Origin of the sequence: Amycolatopsis sp. GM8 (assembly GCF_021653975.1) — a bacterium.
Classification (GTDB): Bacteria; Actinomycetota; Actinomycetes; order Mycobacteriales; family Pseudonocardiaceae; genus Amycolatopsis_E.
Window position 1 is genome coordinate 128350 of record NZ_JAJKFK010000003.1, and the last position, 19754, is coordinate 148103.

A 19754-nucleotide genomic window follows, 5' to 3' on the forward strand; every position below is an offset into this window, starting at 1 on the left:
CGGTCAGGATCGCCCGCGCCGCAACAGGAAACCGACGATCCCGCCCAGCACGAACACACCCGTCAGCGCCGTCCACAACGGACTGGAGAGGGTCGCGGTCAGCAGATAGATGTTGGTGACCTGGCGGTTCTGCAGGATGAAGACGATCGCGATCGCCAGCACGACGAGTGCCACGATGAGCTTGGCGGGAACCTTGGTCCGCTTGGCCGTCTTCTTGGCGGTCTTCGGTGCGGGTTCGGTCATGACGATTCCAATCTGGAGGGGACGGCCGTGTGGTGGCGGTCCACCAGGACCGCGTTGAGCAGGTGACCGAGGACGACGAGCCGGGCCATCAGGGTGAGCCACACCAGCAGTGCCGCGGCGACCCCGAGCGCGCCGTACAGTTCGGAGGCGCGGGTCAGCTTGGCCGGCAGGAAGTAGGCGGCGACCAGGCGCAGCACTTCGAGCCCGAGCGCGAACAGGACCGCGCCGGGCACGAGATCCCGTCGCGGGGTGAGCGGGTCGGTGCGCAGCAAAGCGATGCCCAGTGCGATGAAGATCCCCAATGTGACCACCGAGACGACGACGGTGGGGATGTCCGTCGCCGACTGGATCAGCGGGCCGAGGAAGCCCGTCAGCGCGATCGTCAGCAGGATCCCGGCATAGCGCGCGGCTCGTGCCACGCCCGCCCGGCGACTGCCGGGCGGCAGGCCGGGAATCGCCCGCCCGCGCACACCGTCCAGGGTCCGGCCGAGGGCGGTACTCGCGAACGCCAGCGAAACGAGGCCGACGCCACCCACGACGTACCGGCCCTGCTGGGCCTGCCCGCCGATCTGTTCGAGCAGGCTGCGGGTCAGCGGGCTCAATCGCGCCCGCTCGGCGAGATCCGGCAAGGCCGCTTCCTTGGCGATGAACCCCAGCACGGCGACGACGAGGAGGGTGCACGGCAGTAGCCACACGAAGATCCGGAACGCCAATGCCGCGGCGAGCAGGCGGCCGGAGATCGCCCGGTCCCGTCGCGCCATTTCGACCAGCACGGCGACCGGCGGATAGCGTGCCGCGCCGGCGTCGATCCCGGCCTGGCACCGGCGCAGGGTCGCCCGCACGTCGATCATCTCACTGCCCGCAAGGGCGCCGACGCCATGCTCACGATCTGGGTGACCGCCTGGGACATCAGCAGCGCGGCCGTCCAGAACACCACGGCGGCGCCGGCGCGAGCGGAATCGCCGAGGGCCCACGAGCCGAAGTCGATCTCGGCGAGGCCCACCAGCACCGCGAGGCCCCACCACCGGTCCCCCGTCTCCGCCTGCCGCGGCGCCAGCACGAGGTGGACCGCACCGGCCGCCATCAGCAGCCACGGCACGGCCAGCTCCAGCACGGTGAGCGTGACCGACGGCCGGCACAACGCGGCGATCGCGGCCGCGAACGGCACGACGGTCATTACCCGGCTGGGCCGCCAGCGTTCCGTCGCCGCGGTCGCCAGCGCGAGCACGGCGGCCCCGGCGACCCACGGCGCGGTCGCGACGCCGAACAGGAACACCGAAAGGCCGGTCACGAACCGGATCGCGGCATCGCCCGGTGAGCCGCTCATGACGCCGGCTCGTTCCCGTGCGTCATCACCGCCCAGATCACCAGCACGTCGAGGGCGATCACGAGGGTGCCCCACACCGGGGCCGCGGACACGAACGCGAGCTGGGCCAGCGCGTTGAACCCCGCGAGCAGCACGATCACCACCCGCGCCCAGCCCGCGCCGAAGAACAGCGCCAGCCCGGCGGCGCCGATGAGCAGGCCGGCCCCGATGTGCAGCCAGCCCCAGACCGTCAGGTCGAACAGCAGCGGGCCCTGCCGGGTGCTCACGTAGTAGCTGCCCTCCAGCAGGGCCACCGTGCCGACGACGGCGTTGAACACGCCGATCAGCACGGCGACCACGCCGGCGAACGCCACCCAGCCGGTGCCCTTTTCCGTCGCAAGCCGCTCGGTCATGCGTTCACTCTCACCGCCGGGCGGTCCCCGCTCTTCGCCTCCGCCGGGTGAGGAGCAGGCGAACGGCTATCCACGACGATGGTCACGGTGCGACGACCGGCCGTGGCCCGGAACCGGCCATGGTGACTCGCCCGTCGCAGGTGAGCCTGGCCGGCCGGGGCGTCGTTAGCTTCGCGGGATGAGGACTCACCGGCAGTCTCCCGCCGGGCTGCCGCGCGGGCTCGCCGTCCTGCTCGGCGTCGCCGCGACGGTGGTGGTCGTGGCCGGCATCCGCCTCGTCGCCTGGCTGATCGCGCCGACGCTGCTGGCGCTGGTCATCGTGATCGCCGTGTCGCCGGTGCAGAACTGGTTGCGGCGCAAGGGCTGGCCCGGCTGGCTGACCACCGTGGTCCTGGTGGTCCTCGTCTACGGCGTGCTGCTGGTGCTCTCGTTCGGGATCTTCCTGTCGGTGGCCCGGCTCGCCGAACTGCTCCCCCAATACGCGGCCAAGGCGAACGAGACCGCCGGTTCGATGACCTCGGCGCTGGGCCGCCTCGGCGTGGGACACGACCAGATCCAGGCCGTCGCCGGCTCGCTGGACTACGGCAAGCTGACCACGGCACTGACGCAACTGCTCGGTGCGGTGGCCAGTGCCGTGTCCAGTGTGGTCTTCCTGCTCGCGTTGTTGTTGTTCCTCAGCGCCGACTACGGCCGCGTGGCACAGCGGATCGCCGACGTCGCGGCGGAGCGCCCGGCGATCGGCGCCGCGTTGCGCACGTTCGTCCGCGGCACCCGCCGCTATCTCGTGGTGACCACCGTGTTCGGGCTCATCGTGGCGGTGCTCGACGCGGTCGCGCTCGCGATCATCGGTATCCCGCTCGCCGTCACCTGGGGACTGCTGTCGTTCGTCACGAACTACATCCCGAACATCGGCTTCATCATCGGCGTCGCCCCGCCCGCACTGCTGGCGCTGCTGATCGGCGGGCCGAAGGAGCTCCTGCTCGTGATCGCGGTCTACGGGGTGCTGAACTTCGTGCTGCAGTCGCTCATCCAGCCGCGGTTCGTCGGCGACGCGGTCGGATTGTCCGCTCTCGCGACGTTCGTGGCATTGGTGTTCTGGGCGTGGCTATTGGGCCCGCTCGGCGCGATCCTCGCCATTCCGGCGACCTTGCTGGTCAAGGCGCTGCTGGTGGACGTCGACCCACGGGCGCGCTGGGCCAATGCGTTCATCGGCGCCCCGGACCGGCGACCGCGGCGCACGGGAGCGCCGTTCGCCCGGCGCGGGTGATGTCCCGCCGGGCACGGCGTGGCGACGGTGGGGCCGTTCGCGTCCGGCTACCGAAGGAGAAGCACGATGACGACCCCGACCGAACAGCAGGCGGCAGGCTCACCACTGAACGGGCTCGCCCGCGGCGAGGCGCCCGTATTGGAGAGCCTCGTCGAGATGAACCTCGACTCGATGGAACGTTCCGAACTGGACCCGGACACCTACGTCCTGGTCCGCCTCGCCGCGCTCGTCGCGATGGACGCCGCGCCGGTGTCGTACCTGATGACCCTGGCGCTCGGGCAGGGCACGGATCTGACGCTCGAACAGGCGCAGGACGTGCTCGTCGCCATCGCTCCGGTCGTCGGCAGCGCGCGGGTTTCCGCCGCGGCGGGCAACCTGTTGCGCGCGCTCGAGATGGCGAGCGCCGTCGAAGCGACCTAACATCGTCAGGTTGTCCGATGCGGGTGAGGAAGGGGCCGGCGATGAACGAGGTGACGGCGAAGCGGATCGCGGAGTTCATCGCGCCGCTGCGGGTGCGGCCGGGGGCGAAAGTCAAGCTGGGCAAGGATTTCGACCCCCGCTACAAGGCCGACTTCCTGAAGAAGAAGGATGGCCGGGAGCTGCTGCGGACCGGGATCAGCTTGCTCGCCGAGTACCAGCGCCGCCTCGCCGCGCAGAACTCACACGGAGTGCTGATGTGCCTGCAGGCGCTCGACGCCGGCGGTAAGGACGGCACGATCCGGCACGTGATGAGCGGGGTCAATCCGCAGGGCGTGCAGGTGCACAACTTCAAGGTGCCCTCCACCGAGGAGCTCGACCACGACTACCTGTGGCGCTACGCCTGCCGGCTGCCCGAACGCGGCGAGATCGGCATCTTCAACCGCTCCCACTACGAGGAGGTGCTCGTGGTGCGCGTGCATCCCGAACACCTCGTCCGGCAGAAGCTGCCGCCGGAGGCCAAGGGCAAGGACGTGTGGGAGCGGCGCTACCGCGAGATCAACGACTGGGAGCGGTACCTGACCGACAACGGGTTCCACGTCGTGAAGCTGTTCCTCAACCTGTCCAAGGAGGAACAGCGGATCCGGTTCCTCAAACGGATCGACGTGCCCGACCGCAACTGGAAGTTCTCCGCCGCCGACGTCCGCGAACGCGAATACTGGGACGACTACCAGGTCGCGTTCTCGGAGATGCTCTCAGGGACCAGTACGTCGTGGGCGCCGTGGTACGTGATCCCGGCCGACCGCAAGTGGTTCGCCCGGATCTGCGCCGCGGCGATCATGGTGCACACCCTGATCGACATCGACCCGCAGTACCCGACGGTCAGCGCGGAGGCCCGGGCGGACCTGCTCGACGTCCGCAAACGCCTCGAAAAGGAAGCACCCAAGGGCGCCGCCGCCGATCCCTACGAGAAGAAGATCGCGGCGCACAAGCGGGCGGGCTAGCCGGCAGATCGGAGGCGCAGCATGACCGAGCAGGCCGAACGGCGGGCCGTGCACGCCGGGACGTGGTACTCGCGGACACCGGCGGAGACCACGCGCGCCCTCGGCGTCGACCCGGCCGCCGGCCTGTCGCCGGCGGCCGCGGCCGAACTGCTCAGCGCGAACGGTCCCAACGCGCTCCCGGAGGAGCGGCCGAGCCCGGCCTGGCGGCGTTTTCTCGCCCAGTACCGCAGTTACATGCAGCTCATCCTGCTCGCCGCCGCCATCGTGTCGCTGCTGATCGGCCAGTGGACCACCGCGATCCTGCTGGTGTGCCTGACCGTGCTCAACGCCGTCGTCGGGCTTCGCCAGGAGGGCAAGGCGGAAAGCGCGATGAACGCGCTCAAGTCGATGATGAAGGCGACGGCGCGGGTCCGGCGCGGCGGGACCGAGTCGGTCGTGCCCGCCGAGCAACTCGTCGTCGGCGACATCGTGCTCCTGAGCGCGGGTGACCAGGTGCCCGCGGACGGGCGGATCCTCGAGGCGAGCGCGCTGCAGATCGACGAGTCCTCGCTGACGGGCGAAAGCGTCCCGGCGGCCAAGGACAGCGACGCGCTGCCGCAGCCCGGGCTCGGGCCCGGCGACCAGACCGACATGGCGTTCATGAACACCCCGGTCACCCACGGCAGCGGCGTCCTCGTGGTGACCGCGACCGGCGCTGCCACGGAGCTGGGGAAGATCTCCGGAATGCTGTCGGAGACCGCGCGCGAGCAGTCCCCGCTAACCCGCGAGCTCGACCGGCTGACGCTGTGGATCGCCGCCGCGGCCGGGCTCACCATGATCGTGATGTTCGTACTCGGGCACAACCGGGGCCAGGCCTGGGACGCGTTGTTCGTCAGCGCGGTTTCCCTTGCCATCGCGGCGATCCCGGAGGCGCTGCCGACGGTGACGCAGACGATCCTGTCGCTCGGCGGGGTCGATCTGGCCAAGCGCCACGCGATCGTCAAGGACCTGCCGTCGGTCGAGACGCTGGGGTTCACCTCGGCCATCAATTCCGACAAGACCGGCACGCTGACGATGAACCAGATGACCGCGGTCGAGGTGGTGGACGCGACCGACCGGTACACCGTGTCCGGCAGCGGGTACGAACTCGAAGGCACGGTGCGGCACACGGCGGGTCGCGAGCCGACGATCGAGCACGCGATCCTGCCCTATCTCGTGGCGAACGACGCCAAGATCGAGAACGGTCACGTGGTGGGCGATCCCACCGAGGGGGCGCTGCTGGTGCTCGGGCACAAGGCGGGGCTCGACATCGACGCGACGCGCGCGGCGTGCCCCCGGCTGGCCACCCTCCCGTTCGACCCGTCCTACAAACTGATGGCGACGTTCAACTCCACAGTGGACAGTGCGGGCCGCCCGGTCGTCCGGTGCTTCGTCAAGGGCGCCGCGCCGGCGGTGCTCTCGCGCACCGCGTCCGTGCCGGCCGGCGCACGGGAACATCTGGAACGCATGGAGACCGCCGGACGGCGGGTGATGGCCGCGGCGATCCGCGACCTGGACCCGGCCCAGTTCGACGCCGACGGCGACCTGCTGCGGTATGTCACCGGGCTGACGATGACGAGCATGGTCGGCATGGTCGACCCGCCGCGCGCCTCCTCACGCGACGCGGTGGCCGCGGCGCACGCCGCCCACATCCGGGTGCGCATGATCACCGGGGACGACGTGATCACCGGCGCGGCGATCGCCCGGCAGCTCGGGATCTCCGGCGAAGCCGTGCTCGGCACGGATTTCGCCGCACTGCCCGAAAACGAGCGTCTGGCCCGGGTCGACGGCATCGGCGTGCTCGGCCGGGTGGCGCCCGAGCACAAGGTCCTGCTCGCCGAAACCCTGAAGCAGAAGGGGCAGGTCGTCGCGATGACCGGTGACGGCGTCAACGACGCCCCGGCCATCAAGGCCGCGGACATCGGCATCGCGATGGGCAGCGGGACCGAGGTCGCCAAGAACGCCGGCCGGATGATCCTGTCCGACGACAACTTCGCCACCATCGTGTTCGCCGTCGAGCAGGGCCGCAAGATCTACGACAACCTCACGAAGTACATCCGGTTCGTGCTCATCCTGCTCGTCGTGTTCGTGCTGACCTTCCTCGGCGCGGCGGTGTTCGGCATCGCGGCGGGCGAGCCGTTCAACCCGGCGCAGGTGCTGTGGATCCACTTCATCGTCAACGCGGCGTTCGGGTTCGCGCTCGGGTTCGACCGGGAGAGCCCCGGGCTGATGGCGCGGGTGCCGCGGCCGCGCGGGCAGTCGGTGCTCACCACCGGTGTGCTGGTGACCGTCGGCCTGGCCGGGCTCGCCATCGCCGCCGCCCTGCTCGGGCTGCTGGCCTTGGGGCAGGCGCGGTTCGGCGATCCGCGGGTCGCGAACTCGATCGCGTTCACCTCGTTCGCACTGTGCCTCATCGTCGCCGCGCTGGAGTGCCGGAGCGAGACCGCGACGGTACTGACCACGAGCACCTTCGACAGCAGGCAGATGAACTGGGCGCTGTTCGGGGAGTTCGTGCTCGCCGTGCTGGTGACCCAGATGGACGCGTTCCAGCGCCTGCTCGGCACGACACATCTCACCGCGCTGCAGTTCGGCTGGGCGGTGGTGCCGGCCGTGGCGCTGCTCGTGGTGTGGGAATTCGGCAAGTTCGTCGCCAGGGAGCGATCATGACACAACTGGACGAGCGCCTCGCCCGCGGGCGGGCGGCTGCCAACGCGACTCCGCTGGCAGCACACGGAATCTGGGAAGCACCCCCGGACCGGCCGGACCCGGTGTCGCTGCTGGAGGCACAGGACGCCACCCGCGAACCGGACCTGGTTCCGGTGCGGCACGGGCGGATGCTGGTGTCCCCCTTCACCTTCTACCGCGGGACGGCGAAGATCATGGCGTCCGATCTCGCGGGCACCCCGGTGTCCGGGCTGGACGCGCAGCTGTGCGGGGACGCGCACCTGTCGAACTTCGGCCTGTTCGCCTCACCCGAGCGGACACTTCTGTTCGACCTCAACGACTTCGACGAGACCCTGCCGGGCCCGTTCGAGTACGACGTGAAGCGGATGGCGGCGAGCTTCCTGATCGCGGGGCGGAACAACGAGTTCAGCCACGCCGACGCGCTCGCGGTGGCCGTCGAGTCCGCCGCGGCGTACCGGGAGGCGATGGCCGAGTTCGCGCGGATGCGCACGATGGACGTCTGGTACGCCCGGCTCGACGAGTCCGAACTGCGGAACGCGGTCGAGGGCGAGGAGTCCACAAAGGACAAGAAGGTCCGGAAAGAGTTCAAGGCCGCGGAAAAGACCGCGACGAAGACGGCCGCGAAGGCCCGCACGCGGGACAGCACGCAGGCGCTGGCGAAGCTCGGCGAACTCGTCGACGGGCGCTACCGGATCGTCAGCAAGCCGCCGCTGATCGTCCCGGAGCGGGAACTGAAGGCGCTCTACGGGTTCGGCCCGGAGACGGTGACCGCCGTGGTGAACGAGCAGTTCAAGGCCTACCGCGAAACCCTGCCCGACGACCGGCGCCAGCTGCTGGACCGGTTCCGGATCGTCGACACCGCACGGAAGGTGGTGGGCGTCGGCAGCGTCGGCACCCGCGCGTTCATCGTGCTGCTGCAGGGGCGCGACGCCGACGACCCGCTGTTCCTGCAGATCAAGGAGGCGATGGCCTCGGTACTGGAGGACCACCTGCCGCCCAGCCGCTACCCGCGGCACGGCGAGCGCGTCGTGCGGGGCCAGCGGATGATGCAGGCCGCGAGCGACATCTTCCTCGGCTGGACCACCGGCCTCGACGTCAACCGGCACTACTACTGGCGCCAGCTGCGCGACATGAAGGGCTCGGCGATCATCGAGAACATGGTGCCGTTCGGGATGTCGCTGTACGCGCGGATCTGCGGCTGGACACTGGCCCGCGCGCACGCCCGGTCCGGTGACCCGGTCGCCATCGCGGCCTACCTCGGCACCAGCGACGCCTTCGACAAGGCGATCGGCACGTTCTCCCGGGCCTACGCCGACCAGACCGAACACGACTACCGCGCCTTCTCCGCCGCGATCGCCTCCGGCCGCCTCCAAGCGGTTGAGGGCATCTAGGTCGTCACCGTGGCGGCGGGGTGGAGCGGCCCCAGCCCTTGGTCGAGGTGTGCCGGTCCAGCAGCGGCCATACGCGGTAAGGGATGACCGTGTTGATGATCAGCGTCGTGTCGGTGTGTTTGACCCCGGCGACGTTCACCAGGTCCAGGGCGATCCGCTGGATGTCGCCGACCGAGTGGGCGGCCACGAGGACCACGAGGTCCTCCCGGCCGGCCTGGGTGCGCGCTTCGAGGACCTCCGGCACGTCGTGGAGCCGTTCGATGGTCTCGCTCAGCATGCGCTGATCGACTTCCAGGCTGATGTGCGCCTGAACCGGCAGGCCGATCGCGGACAGGTCCAGTTCCGGCCGGAAACCGCGCAGCACACCGGATTCCTCCAGCCTGGTCATCCGCGCCTGGATCGTGTTGCGGCTGACTCCGAGGTCGCTCGCCAGCTGGGCGACACCGATCCGCCCGTTGCGCTCGAGCCGTCCGATGATCTCCGCGTCGAGCCGGTCGAATGTTGTCATATCGGTCACTCCTTCGGCCCGAGACGCGCGTCATCTTGGCACTCTGCATAGTTCTGGACGGACATGTTGACCGATTCTTCCCGCGTATCGAGAGTTACCTCAGCAGTGTGACCCACGCCTGTGGGACACGCCACCCTCGACCGCTGGAGGAGTCCTCGTGACCGCGCAGACCGTCCTCGACGCCGACGCCGGCGTCTTCGATCGCCAGGCCGCCCTGGGCACGACGCACGAGCAAGTGATCTTCTGCCAGGACGAGCGGTCGGGGCTGCGCGCGATCATCGGGATCCACCACACCGGGCTGGGCCCGGCCCTGGGTGGCACCCGTTTCTATCCGTACCGGTCCGAGCAGGCCGCGCTCGCCGACGTGCTCCGGCTGTCGGAGGGCATGACCTACAAGGCGGCCGCCGTCGGATTGCCGCTGGGCGGCGGGAAGTGCGTGATCATCGGCGATCCGCTGGTGCGCAAGACGCCGGAGCTGTTGCACGCCTACGGCAGGTTCGTCGACTCGCTCGCCGGCCGCTACATCACCGCGGCCGACCTGGGAACGACGGCCGAGGACATGGACGAAGTCGGCACGGCGACGCGGCATGTGGTCGGCCGCACCGAGCAGGCCGGCGGGTCCGGCGACACCGGCTGGTCCACCGCGTATGGCGTGTTCCAGGCGATGCGGGCGGCCGCCGCCGTGCAGTGGGGTACCACCGGGCTGGCCGGGCGGACGGTCGGGGTGGAAGGTGCGGGCAAGGTCGGGTATCACCTCATCGGCCTGCTCACCGCTGCCGGTGCGCAGGTCGTCGTCACCGACCCGGCGGACGGAGCGCTGCAGCGTATCCGCGCCGCTTATGACAGCGTGCGGGTCTCCTCGGCGGTCATCGAGGACCCGATCGACGTCTACGCCCCGTGCGCATTGGGGAGCACGCTCACACCCGCTTCGGCGAACGCTCTGCGGGCGTCCGTGGTCTGCGGCGCCGCGAACAACCAGCTGCAGGACCGGACCGTCGCGGCGACCCTGGCCGACCGCGGCGTGGTGTGGGTTCCCGACTACATTGCCAACGCGGGCGGGCTCATCCAGGCCAACGGCGAACGGCTCGGCAAGTCACCACAGGACGTCCGGGCGGACATCGAAGCGATCAGCACCTCCGTCACCGACGTCATCGTGCAGGCCGGGCAGACCGGTGTCACCACCGCCGCGGTGGCCGACGCGATGGCCCGGCAACGCCTCGCGCGGGCAGCGCGCTGACCATCCGTTCGCCGCACCCGGAACAGGAAGACGGCAATGACTGACACTCTGCGGGACCACGCGGCCACCGCGTACGACCTGAACGACCGGTACCGCGCCGGTGCCCCGCCCGTGCTGCTGACCGGTATCCAGGCGATCGCCCGGTTGCTCGTCGAGCAGCACGAGCTGGACCGCCGGAACGGACGGCGGACGGCCTGCTTCGTGTCGGGATACCAGGGCAGTCCGCTGGCGGGTGTGGACCGGTTGCTCGACGGGATGCCCGACACCCTCGCCGCGAACGACGTGACCTTCGTGCCCGGCCTCAACGAGGAACTCGCGGCCACCTCGGTCTGGGGTTCTCAGACGGACCTGCCCGCCGGTACCTCGCGCTACGACGGCGTCGTCGGTATCTGGTACGGCAAGGGGCCTGGTCTGGACCGGGCCACCGACGCGTTACGGCACGCGAACCTGTTCGGCACCAACCCGAACGGCGGTGCGCTGCTGCTCGTCGGCGACGACCCGGGCAGCAAGTCGTCCACGGTTCCCGCGGTGAGCGAACGGTCCCTGGCGGCGCTCGGTATCCCGGTGCTGTTCCCGCGCACCGCGGCCGAGATCGTCACCCTGGGCCTGCACGGGATCGCGATGTCCCGGGCGTCGGGCTGTGTGGTCGCGCTGAAGATCGTCGCCGATGTGGCGGACGGCGCGTGGGCCGTGGACGACACCGTTTCCCGCGTCCGGACCACGACTCCCGAGACCGTGTGGGAAGGACGGCCCTGGACCTACCGGCAGCGCGTCGTCGACCTCGCCCCGGGCCACATCCAGTCGGCGGAGGCGGATTTGTACGGCCCGCGCACCGCCACCGTCCTGGCCTACGCGGCGGCCAACGACCTCAATCCGGTCGAGGTCGATCCGCCCGCGGCGACCGTCGGGCTGATCGCCTCCGGTAGCACCTATGACGCGCTGCGCCAGAGCCTCGTCGACCTCGGTGTCGATGACGTCCAGCTCGCGCCGTCCGGCGTCCGGGTCATGCGGATGGGCCTGATCCATCCCGTGGATCCGGCCGCCGTCGTGGAATTCGCCGCGGGACTCGAGGAAATCCTCGTGGTGGAGGACAAGACCGCGTTCCTGGAGACCAACGTCCGGGACGCGCTCTACGGGACCGCCCACACACCCCGCGTCCTCGGCAAGAAGGACGCCCACGGCCGGCCGCTCGTGCCGCATGACGGCGAACTGACCCCTGGGCGATTGGCGGGGCCACTGCGCCGGGTCCTCGGCGACCGGCTTCCGCTGGCCGCCCCGGCGTCCGGCCCGATCCCGCTCCCCCTGTTGAGCACGTCACGCGCGCCCTATTTCTGCAGCGGATGCCCACACAACAGGTCGACCGTGCTCCCCGAAGGTTCCCTCGGCGGGGGCGGCATCGGCTGCCACACCATGGTGACGCTCGAAGCACGGGAAGCCTCGTCGGTCATCGGGATCACGCAGATGGGCGGCGAAGGGACACAGTGGATCGGCCAGGCGCCGTTCACCGATGTCCCCCACATCTTCCAGAACGTGGGTGACGGCACGTACTTCCACTCCGGTCAGCTCGCCGTGCAGGCGTGCGTCGCCGCCGGGGTCAACATCACCTACAAGCTGCTCTACAACGAAGTCGTCGCGATGACCGGCGCCCAGGACGCCGAGGGGGCGCTGGGCGTCGAGGCGCTGACCCACAAGCTCACCAGTGAGGGCGTCGGCCAGATCATCATCTGCGCCGACGAGCCGGGCCGGCACCGGCGCCGCAAGCTCGCCAAGGGCACGCTGCTGTGGCACCGGGACCGGCTCGACGAGGCGCAGCGCCGGCTGCGCGACACTCCCGGGGTCACCGTCCTCATCTACGACCAGCACTGCGCCGCCGACGCCCGGCGGCAACGCAAGCGTGGAACGCTGCCGGCGCGCCCGACCAGGGTCGTGATCAACGAAGCCGTCTGCGAGGGCTGCGGCGACTGCGGCAGGAAGAGCAACTGCTTGTCGGTCCAGCCGGTGGACACCGAGTTCGGCCGCAAGACCCGGATCGACCAGACCTCCTGCAACACCGACTACAGCTGCCTCGACGGCGATTGCCCGTCCTTCGTCACCGTCGAGATCGACCCCGGCGCCCAGCGGGCCCGTCACGAGATCCCCGAACCGCCGAAGGTCCCGGCTCCCGCGTCGGCTGGGCCGTCCGAGACCCAGGACGTGTTCCTCGCCGGTATCGGCGGCACCGGGATCGTCACCGTCAACCAGGTGCTCGCGACCGCCACCCTGCTGGCCGGCTACGACGTCGAGACCCTCGACCAGACCGGGCTGAGCCAGAAGGCCGGCCCGGTCACCGGTCACCTTCGCTTCTCCGCCAAGGATCTCGAACCCTCGAACCGGGTCTCGCCGGGCGCTTCGGACTGCGTCCTCGCGTTCGACCTGCTGACCGCCGCCGAGCCGCGGAACCTGGCGTACGCCAGTCCTACAACGACCGTCGCCATCGCCTCGACCAGCGAGACACCGACGGGCGACATGGTGTACGACCCGGCCGTCGCCTATCCGGCGGCGGAGGAACTCGTCGAGCGCCTGGCATCCGTCACCGCCGAACTGCACACACTCGATGCCCTCGCCGCCGCGCAGACGCTGTTCGGGAACAACGCGGGCGCCAACTTCCTCGTCGTCGGCGCCGCGTACCAGAGCGGCGCGTTGCGGATTCCGGCCGACGCCATCGAGGAGGCGATCGGCATCAACGGGGTCGCCGTGTCCGCCAATGTCGCGGCGTTCCGCTGGGGCCGGGCCGCGGTCGCGGCACCGGATGCCTTCGCGGCCGCGGTCGCACCACGGGAACGGGCGAAGAAGGTCATCCCGCTGCCGGCCTTGGCCGGGTCCACCCTCGACGGCGAGGTCCGCCGTCTCGTGGAGCTTCGGGCTTCCGAACTCGTCGGGTTCCAGAACATGCCGACGGCCGAGAACTACATCCGGTTCGTGCAGCGCGTGTGGGACGCCGAGCGCGCGGTCACCTCGGAGACCCGCTTCAGCGAGGCTGTCGCGCGCTACCTCCACAAACTCACGGCCTACAAGGACGAGTACGAGGTCGCCCGACTGCTCACCGCCCCCGGTTTCGCCGACGCGGCCACGGCCGAGGTCCCCGGTAGCGGCCGGGTGACCTTCCAGCTCCACCCGCCGATTCTCCGCGCATTGGGACGGAAGAAGAAGGTGGCCTTCGGCCCTCGATCCCACCGGGCGCTGCGCATGCTGGCCACGTTGAAGGGGCTGCGCGGGACCCCGTTCGACGTGTTCGGCTACGCCCACGTCCGGCGGGTCGAGCGTGCCCTGCTCGCGCACTATCGCGAGGTCGTCACCGGCCTCACCGAGGGCCTCTCCCCCGACGGCTACGACCGCGCCGTCCGGATCGCGAGCCTGCCCGACACCGTCCGCGGCTACGAAGGTGTCAAGCTCGCCAATGTCGCCGCGTACCGCGAAAGCCTTGCCGCCGAAGGCATCGACGTCGGACCGCTGGGATGACCGGTCATGGCCAGTTCGCGCTGGATCGGATCTCGAACGCGCGGCTCGGGAAGACCTTCTCCACAAGGAAGTCGTGCACCGTGGGGTCGCCATCGGCGCAGCAGTCGGCGAGGACCGAGACTCCGTAGCCGCGATCGGCGGCGTCATAACAGGTCGCGGCCACCATCGCGCTCGTCGCCACGCCGGTGACGGCCACCGAGTCGACGCCACGCGCCCGGAGCACGAGGTCCAGGTCCGTCCCGGCGAAGGCGCTCGTCCGGCGTTTGAGCACGACCACGTCGTCATCGTGCGCCGGCAGGTCCAGTTCGACCCCGGGCGAGCCCTCGTGAAAGCCATCCCCCGCTTCGAAAAAGCCCGCGAACACCGGATTGGCGGGCGGCAGGTCCGCCCGGTTCACCCGGAAAGCGGTGTGCACGAACACGACGAGCGCCCCAGTGGCGCGCGCCCGGGGCAGCAGTTCGGTCAGGGGTGCGACGACCTGCCGCGCGAACTCGTACCGGCTCGTGATGCCCCGCTGGATATCGCCGACGATGAGTGCGGTTGTCATGAACCCAGTTTCCCGTCGAGGCGTTCCATCCGCCGGCCCGCCGTCAGCAGGACGACGATCCCGGCCACCATGATGACCGCGATCGCCAGCAGCGCATAGGTGAAGCTGCCGGTGGCGGTCCTGATCGCGCCGGTGAAGTACGGGCCGACGAAACCGCTCAGGTTGCTGACCGAGTTGATCAGGGCGATCCCGGACGCGGCCGCTGTCCCGGTCAGGCCGATCGCCGGGATCCGCCAGAACTGCGGCATCGCGGTGTAGATCCCGGCCACGCTGAGGCAGACGGCCAGGATGAACACGAGTCCGCTGGCGGCGAAGGTGGCCAGCAGCAGCCCGGCCGCGCCCACGGCCATCGGGACGCCGGTGGCGACCACCGCCGTCCACCGGCCCGCGAACCGCGACCAGACGAGCATCGCGAGCGCTGCCACGACGTACGGAATCGCCGACAGCAGGACACTGCTGACGTCGGCCGCGCCACCGATGCCGTGCGTGATCGAGGTGATCATGGTCGGCAGGAAGAACGCCAGCGGGTAGAGGCCGAACACGATCGCGAAGAAGCACACCGCGAGCGCCCACACCCGGCCGCTGGTCAGCGCCTGGCGAATCCCGGTGAGCGCACCGTGGCCACGCTGTTCCGCCGCCTCCGCGGCCAGTGTCCGCTCCAGCGCGGCCTTTTCCTCGTCGCCGAGCCAGCGCGCCTCGCCCGGCCGGTCGGGCAGGAACACGAAGATCAGGATCCCGATCACGACCGTCAGCCCGCCTTCGACGAGGAACAGCGAGCGCCAGCCGGCGATCCCGAACAGGCTCTGGCTCCACGTGAGCAGTGCGGCCGCCAGCGGGGAGCCGACGATCGAGGACACCGGGATCATCAGGAAGAACGCCGTCAGCGCCCACTGCCGCTGGCGGCGGGGGAACCAGTAGGTCAGATAGAGCAGGATCCCGGCGGCCAGGCCCGCCTCGGCGAACCCGAGCAGCAGCCGCGCGAGATAGAGCGTGCCGGCCGAGTTGACGGCGGCGGTGGCGCCGGTGACCAGGCCCCAGGTGAGCATGATCCGGGTGATCCACTTGCGTGCCCCGAACCGCCGCAGCGCGAGGTTGCTGGGCACCTCGATGATGATGTAGCCGGCGAAGAACAGGCCCGCGGCCAGGCCGACCTGCCCGCTGTCGAGATGCAGGTCGCGCGACATCGGCGCGGCGACGTAGCCGAGGTTGGCCCGGTCGATGTAGCTCATCACGTAGGCGACGCCGATCAGCGGGATGATCCGGGTGCCGATCTTGCGCCAGGTGCGGCCGGGCACGGTGCCCGGTGTGGTGCCGAGAGTGGAGCTCATGACGCTGTCCTTTCTGGACAAGAGGATTCGTCAGCGGGCCGTCCCGCGCAAGGCGCCGGTGGCGCCGGGGTCGATCGCGCCGCCGGCGGTGACGGCGACGCCGTAGTCCCGGGCGGCTCCCTCGTGGGTGACCTTCCCGTCGAGCACGTCTTCGCGGACCCGTTCCGGGTCGCGGGTGAACGGGTCACCGTGGCCGCCGCCCCCGGCGGTCACGTGCCGGTGCCGGGTGCCGGAAGTCATCACCAGATGTGGCTTGGAGTCGAGGATCCGCTCGCCGGGATCACCGCGGTCGAGCAGGTTGAGCGATGGGGTGCCCTGCGCTCCCCCGGCCAGCCCGTAGGGCAGGAACCTGCGCCGGTCGGACCTGATCTGCACGCTCGCCTCGGCGGCGAGGACGGTCAGGTCGCGGAAGGTGGCGAGGCCGCCGCGGAAGCGGCCGGCGCCGCCCGTGTCCGGCAGGTAGCCGTAGCCGTCGACGCGGACGTGCCCGGACCGTTCCAGTTCCTCGACCGGGGTGTTGGCCAGGTTGGCGCCCAGCGGGCTGATCCCGTCCACACCGTCGCGATCGGGCCGGGCGCCCCAGGCCCCGCACAGGACGTCCCACAGCACCACCGATTTCCCGTCGGAACCGGTGACCCCGATGGCGACCGAGTCGGGACCGCCGTCGCCCGCGGCCGGTACCCGGTCCGGGAACACCGGGGCGAGCGCCCCGAGTACGGTGTCGATGATCCGGTACGCCACCAGGCCCCGGGCACCCCGCGCGGCCGGGCGCTGTCCATTGAGGATGGACGCTTCCGGGATGACGAACCGGAACGGCCGGTAGAAGCCACTGTTGGCGGGGATGTCGACCCCGAGCGCGCCCTGCACAGCCGCGTACGAAGCGGACCGGGTGAACGAGGCCGTGGCATTGAGCGCGGAAGCGACCTGCGGCGACGAGCCGGTGAAGTCGAGTTCGATCCCGGCGCCGGACAGCGTGACCTTGACGTGGAAGGGAATCGGGCCCGAACCGAGGCCGTCGTCGTCGATGTGGTCGGTGAACTCGTAGCTGCCGGGAACCGCGTCGGCGAGCGCGGCGCGCAGGAGCGTTTCGGAATGGTCGAGCAGTTCCTCACCGAGGGCGGCCAGGCCGTCGACGCCGTGCCGAGTGGCGAGCGCGCGCAGCCCTTCGGCCCCGGCGTGGCATGCGGCGAGCTGGGATTCGAGGTCCCCGCGCAGCAGGTCGGGTTCCCGGACATTGCGCAGGATCAGGCGCAGGAAGGGTTCGTTCATCCGCCCCGCGTCGACCAGGCGCGACGGCGGGATCTGCACGCCCTCGGCGAAGATGCTCGTCGACTGCACGGCCATCGAGCCCGCGACCCAGCCGCCGACGTCCGCGTGGTTCACCACGGTCACGGCGAAGCCCAGCAGGTCCTCACCGGCGAACACCGGGGCGACCGCGAAGATGTCCGGCAGGTGCATCCCGCCCAGCGAGGGATCGTTGAGCAGATAGACGTCCCCGGGCCGGATCGCGGCACCGAATTCGGCGAGGATCGCCGCCATCGCGTCCGGAATGGACCCGAGGTGCACCGGACAGGTGTTGGCCTGCGCGATGACCCGGCCGCGGGCGTCGCACAGCGCCGCGGAGAAGTCCATACTGGACGCGACGATCTGCGAATGCGCGGTGCGCACGATCGTGATGGCCATCTCGTCGGCGACACCGGTGATGGCATTGCGGAAGACCTCGAACGTCACGGCGTCGCGGATCATGCGGCACTCCAGGTGATGACGATGTTGTGGAACCGGTCCCGGTGCACCAGCGCCCCGGGCGGCACGAGCGTGGTGGCGTCCATGTCCTCGACGATCATCGGCCCGGCGATGGGATCTTGACCGAGATCTCCGCGCCGGACGACCGGCGTGGAAACCGTTGCGGTGAAACGGCATTCGCGGGCCGCCGGCGGCCGGACGGTGTCGGGTGGCAGCCGGAGTACGTCCTCAATGGACACCGGGCTGGGCAGTGTGCCACGCACCCGCAGATTGACCAGCTCGACGAGCTCGTCGTCGCCGGCGCGGCCGTAGGTGCGCTCGTGCTCGGCGTGGAACCGGGCCCGGGCCGCGGCCAGCAGCTCCTCGGTCAGCTCGCCGCTGTCCAGCCGGATCCGCAGCTCGAAACGCTGGCCGCGGTACCGCATGTCGAGCATCCGCTCGATGACGGCGTCCTCCCCCAGTTCCGCCGACACCTTGGCGGTGAGCACGGCGAACTCGTCGCCGAGAGCCCGATCCGCGCGATAGGGCGCGACCTCCTGCAGTTCGGTGTCGGCGACGAGGAGACCGAGACTGCTGAACAGGCCGGGGTGGACGGGCACCAGCACCGTCGCGATACCGAGTTCCTTGGCCAGTTCCGCGGCGTAGAGCGGGCCCGCGCCGCCGAAAGCGACCATGACGGAGTCACGCGGATCGCGGCCGCGTTCGCTCGTGACCGCCTTGACGGCCGTCGTCATGCTGGACACCGCGACCTCGTACGCGCCCCGTGCCGTGTCGGGAACGTCGCGACCGAGCTGTTCGGCTACCGGCGACAGGGCTTTGACCGCCAGGTCGGGATGGATCGCGACGCGCCCGCCGGCGAGCGATTCGGGACTGAGATACCCGAGCGTCACGTTGGCATCGGTCAGCGTGGGCAGCTCCCCGCCCTGCCCGTAGCACGCGGGACCAGGCCGGGACCCGGCGCTGGCCGGGCCGACGTGCAGCCCGCCGGCCGGGTCGAGCGCGATGATGCTGCCCCCACCGGACCCGACCTCCGCGATGTCGACCGACGGGGTCCGCACGGGGTAACCGGCGCCGGAACCCAGTCCCCGCGCCACGTTCATGCCGCCGCCGACCTCGTAGTCCGCCGACACGAACGGCTCGCCGTGCTCGATCAGGGACGCTTTCGCCGTGGTGCCGCCCATGTCGAACGCGACCACCGCGGGCAGGTCCAGCACACGCGCGAGTTGCCGGGCCGCGGTGACCCCGGCCGCCGGGCCGGACTCGATGATCTGCACGGGCCGGTGTGCCACCGAAGCCGCGTCGAGCAGACCTCCACTCGACTGCATGACCAGCAGAGGCGCGTGCACCCCCTCCGCGCGCAGGCCCGCTTCGAGGCGGGTGAGGTAGCCGTGCACCGTGGGACCGACGTAGGCGTTGACGGTCGCGGTGCTGGTGCGCTCGAACTCCTGCGGTTGCGGGGAAATGTCCACCGACGCGGTCACGTACACCCCCGGCAGCTCCGCACGCAGCAGCTCGGCGACCCGCCGCTCCTCGTCCGCGCGGACGTAGGAGTTCAGCAGGCATACCGCCACGGCTTCGATCCCGTCCGCCCGCAATCGGGCGGCCAGCGCCCGGACCTCACCGGCGTCCGCGGGCGGGTCCAGCCGCCCGTCGGCGGTGATGCGCTGGGCCAGCTCATGGCGGTGCCGGCGCCGGGCGAGCGGCACCGGTTTGACCCACGACAGGTCGTACAGCACCGGGCGGCGCAGCCGGCCCAGCTCCAGCACGTCCCGGAAACCGCGGGTGGTGACGACCGCGGTGCGCGCGCCGTTCATTTCGAGGATCGCGTTGGTGGCGACCGTCGTGCCGTGCAGCATCGCGACCACCTCGGCCGGTGCGGCCTCGGCAGTTTCGAGCACGCTCGTCGTGGCGGTGACGACGCCCGTGCCGTAGTCGGGCGGGGTCGACAGGACCTTCATCGGCACCACCTGCCCGGCCGGGCCGAGCGCGATCACGTCGGTGAACGTCCCCCCGATGTCGGCGCCGACGCGCCAGCCAGAACGAGGATCGGAACTGGGAAGCACTCGAATCTCCTTCGCCGTGTCCAGCATCTTGGAGCACGGTAAGGAGTTGTTGAGATATTAGCAAGACTGAATTGAGATCTTTTATA

16 protein-coding genes are annotated in these 19754 nt (G+C 70.4%); 7 read left to right on the forward strand and 9 right to left on the reverse strand.

What is annotated here, in order from left to right; all coding sequences use genetic code 11:
• Nucleotides 1-3: 3 nt before the first annotated feature.
• The 4 genes from LOZ83_RS13775 to LOZ83_RS13790 are packed head-to-tail and all read right to left on the reverse strand — an operon-like array spanning nt 4 to nt 1962.
• Entirely contained in the window at nt 4-243 is a 240-nt protein-coding gene (locus LOZ83_RS13775; RefSeq protein ID WP_236790922.1) for a LapA family protein, read from the reverse strand.
• Nucleotides 240-1094, reverse strand: a complete 855-nt coding sequence (locus LOZ83_RS13780; protein ID WP_236790923.1) for a YhjD/YihY/BrkB family envelope integrity protein — start codon at nt 1092-1094, stop codon at nt 240-242. Before LOZ83_RS13780 ends, LOZ83_RS13775 begins: the two co-directional genes overlap by 4 nt.
• Nucleotides 1091-1570, reverse strand: a complete 480-nt coding sequence (locus LOZ83_RS13785) for a DUF308 domain-containing protein (RefSeq protein ID WP_236790924.1) — start codon at nt 1568-1570, stop codon at nt 1091-1093. Before LOZ83_RS13785 ends, LOZ83_RS13780 begins: the two co-directional genes overlap by 4 nt.
• Nucleotides 1567-1962, reverse strand: coding sequence for a hypothetical protein (locus tag LOZ83_RS13790; RefSeq protein WP_236790925.1), 396 nt, complete (start codon nt 1960-1962; stop codon nt 1567-1569). The genes LOZ83_RS13785 and LOZ83_RS13790 overlap by 4 nt, the downstream gene beginning before the upstream one ends.
• Before the next feature lie 178 nt (nt 1963-2140).
• Here LOZ83_RS13790 and LOZ83_RS13795 point away from each other — a divergent pair, with 178 nt between their 5' ends.
• The 5 genes from LOZ83_RS13795 to LOZ83_RS13815 all read left to right on the forward strand — a co-directional run bounded on the left by LOZ83_RS13795 (nt 2141) and on the right by LOZ83_RS13815 (nt 8744).
• Nucleotides 2141-3229, forward strand: coding sequence for an AI-2E family transporter (locus LOZ83_RS13795; protein ID WP_236790926.1), 1089 nt, complete (start codon nt 2141-2143; stop codon nt 3227-3229).
• A gap of 66 nt (nt 3230-3295) precedes the next feature.
• Nucleotides 3296-3649, forward strand: a complete 354-nt coding sequence (locus LOZ83_RS13800) for a carboxymuconolactone decarboxylase family protein (RefSeq protein ID WP_236790927.1) — start codon at nt 3296-3298, stop codon at nt 3647-3649.
• 41 nt (nt 3650-3690) lie between these two features.
• On the forward strand, nt 3691-4650 hold the full coding sequence (locus LOZ83_RS13805) for a polyphosphate kinase 2 family protein (RefSeq protein WP_236790928.1): 960 nt from the start codon (nt 3691-3693) through the stop codon (nt 4648-4650).
• A gap of 21 nt (nt 4651-4671) precedes the next feature.
• Entirely contained in the window at nt 4672-7335 is a 2664-nt protein-coding gene (locus LOZ83_RS13810) for an HAD-IC family P-type ATPase (RefSeq protein ID WP_236790929.1), read from the forward strand.
• On the forward strand, nt 7332-8744 hold the full coding sequence (locus LOZ83_RS13815; protein WP_236790930.1) for a DUF2252 domain-containing protein: 1413 nt from the start codon (nt 7332-7334) through the stop codon (nt 8742-8744). Before LOZ83_RS13810 ends, LOZ83_RS13815 begins: the two co-directional genes overlap by 4 nt.
• A gap of 4 nt (nt 8745-8748) precedes the next feature.
• Here the strand turns inward: LOZ83_RS13815 and LOZ83_RS13820 are convergent, their stop codons facing one another.
• The gene (locus tag LOZ83_RS13820; RefSeq protein WP_236790931.1) at nt 8749-9252 is read right to left on the reverse strand and encodes an Lrp/AsnC family transcriptional regulator; all 504 of its coding nucleotides are present in this window, start codon (nt 9250-9252) and stop codon (nt 8749-8751) included.
• Between the two features lie 157 nt (nt 9253-9409).
• Between LOZ83_RS13820 and LOZ83_RS13825 the strand changes: the two genes are divergently transcribed.
• Nucleotides 9410-10489, forward strand: a complete 1080-nt coding sequence (locus LOZ83_RS13825; RefSeq protein ID WP_308190213.1) for a Glu/Leu/Phe/Val dehydrogenase dimerization domain-containing protein — start codon at nt 9410-9412, stop codon at nt 10487-10489.
• 36 nt (nt 10490-10525) lie between these two features.
• A complete protein-coding gene (locus LOZ83_RS13830) occupies nt 10526-13987 on the forward strand; it encodes an indolepyruvate ferredoxin oxidoreductase family protein (protein ID WP_236790932.1) in 3462 nt (1153 codons plus the stop codon).
• Nucleotides 13988-13991: 4 nt separating this feature from the next.
• Here the strand turns inward: LOZ83_RS13830 and LOZ83_RS13835 are convergent, their stop codons facing one another.
• The 4 genes from LOZ83_RS13835 to LOZ83_RS13850 are packed head-to-tail and all read right to left on the reverse strand — an operon-like array spanning nt 13992 to nt 19668.
• Complete coding sequence (locus LOZ83_RS13835) at nt 13992-14534, reverse strand: cysteine hydrolase family protein (protein ID WP_236790933.1); 543 nt, start codon at nt 14532-14534, stop codon at nt 13992-13994.
• Nucleotides 14531-15862, reverse strand: coding sequence for an MFS transporter (locus tag LOZ83_RS13840; protein WP_236790934.1), 1332 nt, complete (start codon nt 15860-15862; stop codon nt 14531-14533). The genes LOZ83_RS13835 and LOZ83_RS13840 overlap by 4 nt, the downstream gene beginning before the upstream one ends.
• A gap of 30 nt (nt 15863-15892) precedes the next feature.
• Nucleotides 15893-17608 carry a hydantoinase B/oxoprolinase family protein gene (locus LOZ83_RS13845; protein ID WP_236790935.1) on the reverse strand — a complete coding sequence of 572 codons (1716 nt, stop codon included), beginning with the start codon at nt 17606-17608 and terminating at the stop codon, nt 15893-15895.
• Nucleotides 17605-19668: a hydantoinase/oxoprolinase family protein gene (locus tag LOZ83_RS13850; protein WP_236790936.1), complete on the reverse strand. Its 2064-nt coding sequence runs from the start codon at nt 19666-19668 to the stop codon at nt 17605-17607. Before LOZ83_RS13850 ends, LOZ83_RS13845 begins: the two co-directional genes overlap by 4 nt.
• Between the last annotated feature and the right edge of the window lie 86 nt (nt 19669-19754).

Coding starts and splice junctions, on each gene's coding strand:
- LOZ83_RS13775 (WP_236790922.1), bottom strand. CDS start 243: ATGACCGAACCCGCACCGAAGACCGCCAAGAAGACGGCCAAGCGGACC.
- LOZ83_RS13780 (WP_236790923.1), bottom strand. CDS start 1,094: ATGATCGACGTGCGGGCGACCCTGCGCCGGTGCCAGGCCGGGATCGAC.
- LOZ83_RS13785 (WP_236790924.1), bottom strand. CDS start 1,570: ATGAGCGGCTCACCGGGCGATGCCGCGATCCGGTTCGTGACCGGCCTT.
- LOZ83_RS13790 (WP_236790925.1), bottom strand. CDS start 1,962: ATGACCGAGCGGCTTGCGACGGAAAAGGGCACCGGCTGGGTGGCGTTC.
- LOZ83_RS13795 (WP_236790926.1), top strand. CDS start 2,141: ATGAGGACTCACCGGCAGTCTCCCGCCGGGCTGCCGCGCGGGCTCGCC.
- LOZ83_RS13800 (WP_236790927.1), top strand. CDS start 3,296: ATGACGACCCCGACCGAACAGCAGGCGGCAGGCTCACCACTGAACGGG.
- LOZ83_RS13805 (WP_236790928.1), top strand. CDS start 3,691: ATGAACGAGGTGACGGCGAAGCGGATCGCGGAGTTCATCGCGCCGCTG.
- LOZ83_RS13810 (WP_236790929.1), top strand. CDS start 4,672: ATGACCGAGCAGGCCGAACGGCGGGCCGTGCACGCCGGGACGTGGTAC.
- LOZ83_RS13815 (WP_236790930.1), top strand. CDS start 7,332: ATGACACAACTGGACGAGCGCCTCGCCCGCGGGCGGGCGGCTGCCAAC.
- LOZ83_RS13820 (WP_236790931.1), bottom strand. CDS start 9,252: ATGACAACATTCGACCGGCTCGACGCGGAGATCATCGGACGGCTCGAG.
- LOZ83_RS13830 (WP_236790932.1), top strand. CDS start 10,526: ATGACTGACACTCTGCGGGACCACGCGGCCACCGCGTACGACCTGAAC.
- LOZ83_RS13835 (WP_236790933.1), bottom strand. CDS start 14,534: ATGACAACCGCACTCATCGTCGGCGATATCCAGCGGGGCATCACGAGC.
- LOZ83_RS13840 (WP_236790934.1), bottom strand. CDS start 15,862: ATGAGCTCCACTCTCGGCACCACACCGGGCACCGTGCCCGGCCGCACC.
- LOZ83_RS13845 (WP_236790935.1), bottom strand. CDS start 17,608: ATGATCCGCGACGCCGTGACGTTCGAGGTCTTCCGCAATGCCATCACC.